Source organism: Chamaesiphon polymorphus CCALA 037 (assembly GCF_003003845.1).
Classification (GTDB): Bacteria; Cyanobacteriota; Cyanobacteriia; order Cyanobacteriales; family Chamaesiphonaceae; genus Chamaesiphon; species Chamaesiphon polymorphus.
The window spans coordinates 1-6,358 of sequence record NZ_PVWO01000348.1; the positions used below are offsets into that span (position 1 = coordinate 1).

The 6,358-nt window shown below is 43.6% G+C and carries 8 protein-coding genes and 1 pseudogene; 1 reads left to right on the forward strand and 8 read right to left on the reverse strand.

Translation table 11 applies throughout. The annotated features are described in order from the left end of the window. Nucleotides 1–76: 76 nt before the first annotated feature. The 7 genes and pseudogenes from C7B77_RS21235 to C7B77_RS21260 all read right to left on the reverse strand — a co-directional run. Nucleotides 77–322, reverse strand: a pseudogene (locus C7B77_RS21235) (type II toxin-antitoxin system VapC family toxin); the annotation flags it as partial. After that, nucleotides 313–513, reverse strand: coding sequence for a hypothetical protein (locus tag C7B77_RS21240; protein WP_106309520.1), 201 nt, complete (start codon nt 511–513; stop codon nt 313–315). The pseudogene C7B77_RS21235 and the gene C7B77_RS21240, both read right to left, overlap by 10 nt. 63 nt (nt 514–576) lie before the next feature. Then, nucleotides 577–1,086 (reverse strand): hypothetical protein, encoded by a 510-nt coding sequence (locus C7B77_RS21245; RefSeq protein ID WP_106309523.1) that lies wholly within the window; start codon nt 1,084–1,086, stop codon nt 577–579. Between the two features lie 18 nt (nt 1,087–1,104). Continuing rightward, a complete protein-coding gene (locus C7B77_RS21250; RefSeq protein WP_106309526.1) occupies nt 1,105–1,464 on the reverse strand; it encodes a PadR family transcriptional regulator in 360 nt (119 codons plus the stop codon). Nucleotides 1,465–1,469: 5 nt separating this feature from the next. Next, nucleotides 1,470–1,706: a bZIP transcription factor gene (locus tag C7B77_RS29360; protein ID WP_146138434.1), complete on the reverse strand. Its 237-nt coding sequence runs from the start codon at nt 1,704–1,706 to the stop codon at nt 1,470–1,472. 313 nt (nt 1,707–2,019) lie between these two features. Further along, nucleotides 2,020–3,717, reverse strand: coding sequence for an urease subunit alpha (gene ureC, locus C7B77_RS21255; protein ID WP_106309536.1), 1,698 nt, complete (start codon nt 3,715–3,717; stop codon nt 2,020–2,022). 90 nt (nt 3,718–3,807) lie between these two features. Beyond that, entirely contained in the window at nt 3,808–4,299 is a 492-nt protein-coding gene (locus C7B77_RS21260) for a hypothetical protein (RefSeq protein ID WP_106309530.1), read from the reverse strand. Between the two features lie 320 nt (nt 4,300–4,619). On the opposite strand from C7B77_RS21260, the gene C7B77_RS30255 reads away from it, so the two are divergent. Then, complete coding sequence (locus tag C7B77_RS30255) at nt 4,620–5,105, forward strand: helix-turn-helix domain-containing protein (protein WP_181243952.1); 486 nt, start codon at nt 4,620–4,622, stop codon at nt 5,103–5,105. Here the strand turns inward: C7B77_RS30255 and C7B77_RS30260 are convergent. Then, nucleotides 5,066–6,358 (reverse strand): coiled-coil domain-containing protein (locus C7B77_RS30260; protein ID WP_181243953.1); only part of this gene is annotated, 1,293 nt, incomplete at its 5' end. The genes C7B77_RS30255 and C7B77_RS30260 overlap by 40 nt on opposite strands.

Below are 6,358 nucleotides of genomic sequence, written 5' to 3' on the forward strand. Positions count from 1 at the left end.
TGAACTTTCCAGTTGAGATTTATACTTGCCTTGGGCCACAATCTGATGACCCTCCCTGAAAATGAGCGAACCGTAAGGAGGTAATGGCAAGTTCGATAAATTTGGCTTGACACAATATTTGTGAATATTCTTCGACAATCTGTTTGGCTTCAGGAAGTTTACCGATGCGATACTTTGTCGCAATTTCCCAGGCAGAAACGCTACTGACTAGAATATGATGAGCGGGATTCTGAAGGATATCTCGGCATTCGGCGTTAAGTTTGGGATCGTTAAATAGCCACCACAGCAGGATATGGGTATCGATGAGATAGCTTACTCCCATTGCTGGAGTTCCTCTTCTGGTAGTGGCTCAAAAAAAGCATCTCCTAGTTTTCCTGTTAGTAATCCAGGAGTGCGTGGCTGTATCTGTTCTTGCCCTAAACCAAGACGAAAATAGTGAATCAGATCGTAAATTTCTGCGAGTTTATCTTCGGGAATGTTTTGCAGTTCTTGGTATATTTTTTGAATTAGCATAGATTAAATTTTCCTGGTAATTGATGTTTGAGTAGAGCGTTATTGTTGAGCTTGTCAATAAAATTATTTATACATTAATTGAGATTTTACCCAAGACAAAATCCTAAGTAGTTGTATCCAAGATTTTAACCTACCCCAATGCAGAGCAATTAGAGTAATCTTTGTTTTCTTTTGAACTTGCTTTTTTGTTAGCCCCAATTTACTCCATTCATATTTTTGCTCACTAATAAATCCTTTCCATTCTTCCTCTATCCCCGCTTCAAGTAATTTAATAATGATAAAGCCTCTCCATTCTTCATCCATTCCTATTTCAAGCAGTTTAAAAAAATGACTTGATACGGAGATACTAAATGACAAAGACATAAATGATGTTATCGGAATATCAAATGATATGTTCCTTAAAAAAGATATTGCTTTGTAATCAAACAATGCAATAGCTCTCGATCTTAACAATGATATATTCCTTTCCAAATTTGCCAATGACATATTTTCAAATGACAAATCATCAAATAAAGGAATAAATGTCTCGAATTCCTTCCTAAATGCTGCAATAAGATCGTCAATAAAAGCCATGTTCTTAGTTCTTGTTTTTTACGTGTTCACAAATATTGGACTTAATGACAATTGTTGACGATATTGTTGTGTTGCTGTCAATGCTTGCTCACCATCAGCAGAAATTGCATAGTAACGTCTTCTTGCACCACCGGATTCTTCGCCTAAAGCTTCTTCTCCCCACCGAGCGGTAACTAAACCTTGTTGCTCCATCCGTTTGAGCGCGGGATACAAACTACCTACACCAATTTCTCTGCGATTGGTTTCTTTATTAGCCTTGTTAATTCGATTAAGAATATCTAACCCGTAGACACCTTGAGCATGTCCCCAGATTACGGTCAAGATATCTTCTTCTGTAGCGGATAGGATTATTACCCCTCCGTCTTGTTTCTTTGCCATATTATTTACTTTGCTTTGCTAGCTGATACACCGACTGAATTGGCTTTTTGAGCAGAATGAGAATCGAGTGCATTTTGCCCAAACCAGACAAATACTGATGCAACCACCGCAATACCGATTCCTCGCAGCCATACATCTCTCGACTCTAACTGCTGTTTCATGTGCTCGATCTCTTTCTCTAGCACCGCGATCTTGGTTTGGAGACTACTAACGTCTTTTCCTAGTATATCTATTTCTTGCACGATATGTACCTGTTAACCAACTATACTATCTTAGCATGATTATTGCATGACTATTATACTTTTGCAATAGTATCTTCAACAACTATTCTACTTTCTAGCCAAAATCATGCAAACCCATCTGCCGCAAGGAAACGCTCTCTCTGCGACCTCTGCGTCTCTGCGGTTAAAATAATGTGATGATTACTTGCTTCGCTCAAATACCGCCCTGAACTATAAGTTCGGGCTAATAGCAAAAGTTCATTGAAATGAACTCTCGGAGAATCATGCAGTCCTCTTTAGAGGACTTTGGCTATTAGCCCCGAATTCATTTTTACTAGAACAAGAAATAACGCTGTGCCATCGGCAATATAGTTGCAGGCTCGCACGTTAGTAACTCCCCATCGGCTCTCACCTCATAAGTTTCAGGATTGACTTCGATCCGAGGTAACGCATCATTTAACTTCATATCTCGCTTGCTAACTTGACGAGTTCCCGATACTGCTAGCACCTGTTTTTGCAACTGTAATTGTCGTGCTAGATCCCGTTCCATTGCCGCTTGAGATAGAAATGTAAAAGCTGTATTAGTTCTCGCGCCGCCATAACTGCCAAACATCGGGCGCATGTGGATGGGTTGGGGCGTGGGAATACTGGCATTGGCATCGCCCATCTGTGCCCAGGCAATCAGCCCGCCTTTGATAACTGTTTCTGGTTTGATGCCAAAAAATGCGGGTTTCCACAAACATAAATCGGCAATTTTACCAGACTCGATCGAACCGACATAATTACTAATCCCGTGCGTAATTGCTGGGTTGATTGTATATTTAGCAATATAGCGTTTCGCACGTAAATTATCGGCTGGTTGACTATCTTGAGGTAAACCACCGCGTTGAATTTTCATTTTGTGGGCGGTTTGCCATGTCCTGATGATTGTTTCGCCAATTCTACCCATCGCTTGGGAGTCGGAAGAAATCATACTAAATGCGCCCAAATCGTGGAGAATATCTTCAGCCGCGATCGTTTCGCGGCGAATTCTCGACTCAGCAAAGGCGACATCTTCGGGAATACTGGGACTGAGATGATGGCACACCATCAACATATCCAAATGTTCGTCCAGGGTATTGAGCGTGTAGGGACGGGTGGGATTTGTTGAAGAGGGTAAGACATTGGCTTCGCCACAGACGCGGATGATATCTGGTGCGTGTCCGCCGCCCGCGCCTTCGGTATGATAGGTGTGAATCGTCCTACCTTTAAAAGCACCGATGGTGGTTTCGACAAATCCAGCTTCGTTGAGAGTATCGGTGTGAATTGCCACTTGGACATCGTACTCATCTGCGACGCTCAGACAAGTATCGATCGTGGCGGGAGTAGTGCCCCAGTCTTCATGCAATTTTAACCCGATCGCGCCTGCTTGCACTTGCTCGACTAAACCTTGCGGTTGAGAGCTATTTCCCTTGCCCAACAAGCCGATATTCATCGGAAAAGCATCCGCTGCCTGCAACATCCGGTACATATTCCAGACGCCAGGAGTACAGGTGGTAGCATGAGTTCCGGCTGCTGGCCCCGTACCGCCGCCAATCATGGTCGTAATTCCTGCCGCGATCGCGACTTCAATCTGTTGAGGGCAGATAAAATGAATGTGGGTATCAATACCCCCCGCAGTCAAAATAGCACCCTCGCCAGCGATAATTTCGGTGCCTGGGCCGATAATAATATCGACATTATCTTGAATGTAAGGATTTCCGGCTTTACCGACTTTGTAAATCTTGCCGTCTTTAATTCCGACATCGGCTTTGACAATCCCCCACCAATCGAGAATCACCGCATTGGTAATCACTAAATCCACGGCACCATCGGCATTAGAGATCGGCGATTGTCCCATCCCATCCCGAATGACCTTCCCGCCGCCAAATTTAACTTCATCCCCATAAGTTGTAAAATCACGCTCGATTTCGATGAATAATTCGGTATCGGCAAGGCGGACGCGATCGCCTGTAGTCGGCCCGTAGGTTTGAGCGTAGGCGCGGCGATCCATTCTATAACTCATAATTTAACCAGGGGATTACATACAGGTAACGATCGGGATTTTACTCGAAAAGGAGCTACGAGCATACTGGTGTTAACACTATGACACTTGCTTCGATCGCGATTTGGATGTAGTTTTGCGCGGACGCGATTTTTTGGGTGCGACTGTCTCAACCTGTGCGGGAGCTATTTCTGGCTCTGTGGCTGTTGCAAGTGGGGTCGTCTGTGTGGGGAGAACGGGATCTGGGGCTTTAACTTCTGCTAGTTCGTTTTGTGGTGCGGGAAGGACTAGCTCTGGTACTTTAACTTCTTCAAGTTTTACTTGTTGCGCGGGAAGGACTAGCTCTGGTGCTTTAACTTCCGCAAGTTTTGCCTGTTGTGCGGTAAGGACTGGATCTGGTGTTTTAATTTCTTCGAGTTTGACTTGTTGTGCGGGAATAAATGGAAATTTATGTTGGTAATTTGAAGCTACAGCTAATACTACGCCCAAAACTAAATAAACGGGAAGGGGTAAATCGATCGCTTGAATCGATTGATATAATTGGGCGATCGCTAACAGAATAAAGAAGATCGCAATCCAAAATTGAGCCATATAGTTAGAATTTGGGGTAACTGAAATATGCGTATTGCTGCCTGTGATACTCGATCGTCAATAGTGAATAAGTGAATAGTGGATAGCTCGATGGAGAGCTGTTGTCTATTTTTTAGTGTGGGAAGAAAGTATTTGGTAGCGATCGTCGATCGGTGAGGTAGACCGTATCCGAACTAATCTTAATTGTCAAGGGTGGAAAAACGGACATAACCTAGTGACAAAAAGAAAGAGTCTATCTATAAAAATATCGTATTTATGACATTCATGAATTTTGGACAAAGGTGATAAGCTGTTATGCGACGAGTTAGGAAACCTTAACTTTGGCAATTGTCGAAATAACCCCCGATTTCTCTAGTTTAACAACTGTCGATCGACTCTTAGAGTTGCTCGGCGATCGACCGGACGGCATCACAATTAAGGAATTATCCGATATCTTGAACCGTCCGATCTCCATGCTCCAAATTTGTCTGAAAATTGCGATCGCTAGCCGAAAAGTAGCTGTCAAACAGCGCGAATTTGGCGGTCAATTCGCAAAAGTGTATGTTTTAAAAACAGCCACAACTAAGCCGCAGCGTCAGTTTCGGATCGCCGCCGATCCTAGTTATAGTAGCGTAACACCGATGCACTTGCGGGAAGTAGCTGGATTGACAAAAGTACAACTAGCGATCGAATTGGGCTTGAGTGTCAGAACGATTAATGACTGGGAGCAAAAACGCTCTCAGCCGCGATTGGTTCCTTCTCAGCTCAAACAGATGATGTCCGTGTATCAATGTACGCTTGACGAACTAATTGCGGCATTTGAGTAGGTATTAAATAATACCTTGCCACCCGATTCCGCTTGTAATTTAATTATTGGCGGCCCCAATGTATAAGTATCCCGCTCGACAATCGCACCGATTTCGAGTGGGAATTTTTGTTGTTTGATGCTGTCTAAAAATTGGACGTAGGTAGCCAATTGTCCGTCGCCGATCTGAGGTCGATCTTCTAAAATTCCTGCCCGTCTGGCTCGTAGTTGAGCCGTGACAATTAAAATATTTAATTGCTGGCGAATTTGGTCTTCATTCATCTTTGTCGGATCGATACTAACTTCAGCAATTTGCTCGTTACGCGCGAATAATTTCCGATCGGGAGTAGCATCGATAAAGACCTGAATATTGCGATTCTCATTCTGAGAGGCTGCGCCAACGCCGACGACATGATTACCTAGCGAAAAAATCCGCACCACATAATTGCGACGTCCGACTAGTTGTTTTTTGAGTTGAGTAATTCGCTCGGGCGCAATTTCGAGAATTTTTTGCTGGCGGTCGCTCGTGTCGGGATGAGTGGCTTGCAAGGCGTTGAGATTGGCTTGAGTGACTAACCGCTCGATTTGCTCGGCCACAGTTTCGATACTGTTTCCTTTGATAATAGTACTGGCGAGAACTTGATTGCGAAGAATGCCGACATTTCCTTTCCGAATCTTCTGATACTCTTGTTCGATATTATTAACTTCTCGTTCGAGCGAAGCCAATCCTTGCTGATTGATTTTAATTTGCAACTCGATTTTTTTCAGTTGTCGATCTCTGAGCTTTAATTCCATCGTCCGAGTTTGAAATTCTCGTTCTAGCTGCTGATGCTGCTTATCCTTTTCTTTGAGCTGTGCTTGGCGCACGGCGAGTTTGGCATCGAGCTGCTCGATTTGAGTTTTGAGATTGAATAGCTCTGTTTGCTGGACTTGAAGTTGGGCTTCGAGATTGGTCGATCGAGCCAGCCGTTGTTCGAGATTTTGGCTTAATTTCTTAGCATTATTTTCGTAATCTTGCAAGCTTCTAATTTGACTGATGAGGTTGGGGTTGGGAGTGGTTCGCTCTAGTTGCTGTTGCAGTTGAGATTTCTGTTTATTATTGACCGCAATTTGTTGTTTTAGCGGTACGATCTCGCCTTCTATATCTTTAACTTGTTGTTTGAGTTCTAAAACTTGTTCGGAAATTACTCGCTGTTGCGCTTTAAAGTCGCGGCGTTGGCGCGCGATTTCTGTAACTTCTCGCACTAGCTCGTTACGCTGTCTCTTATACACATC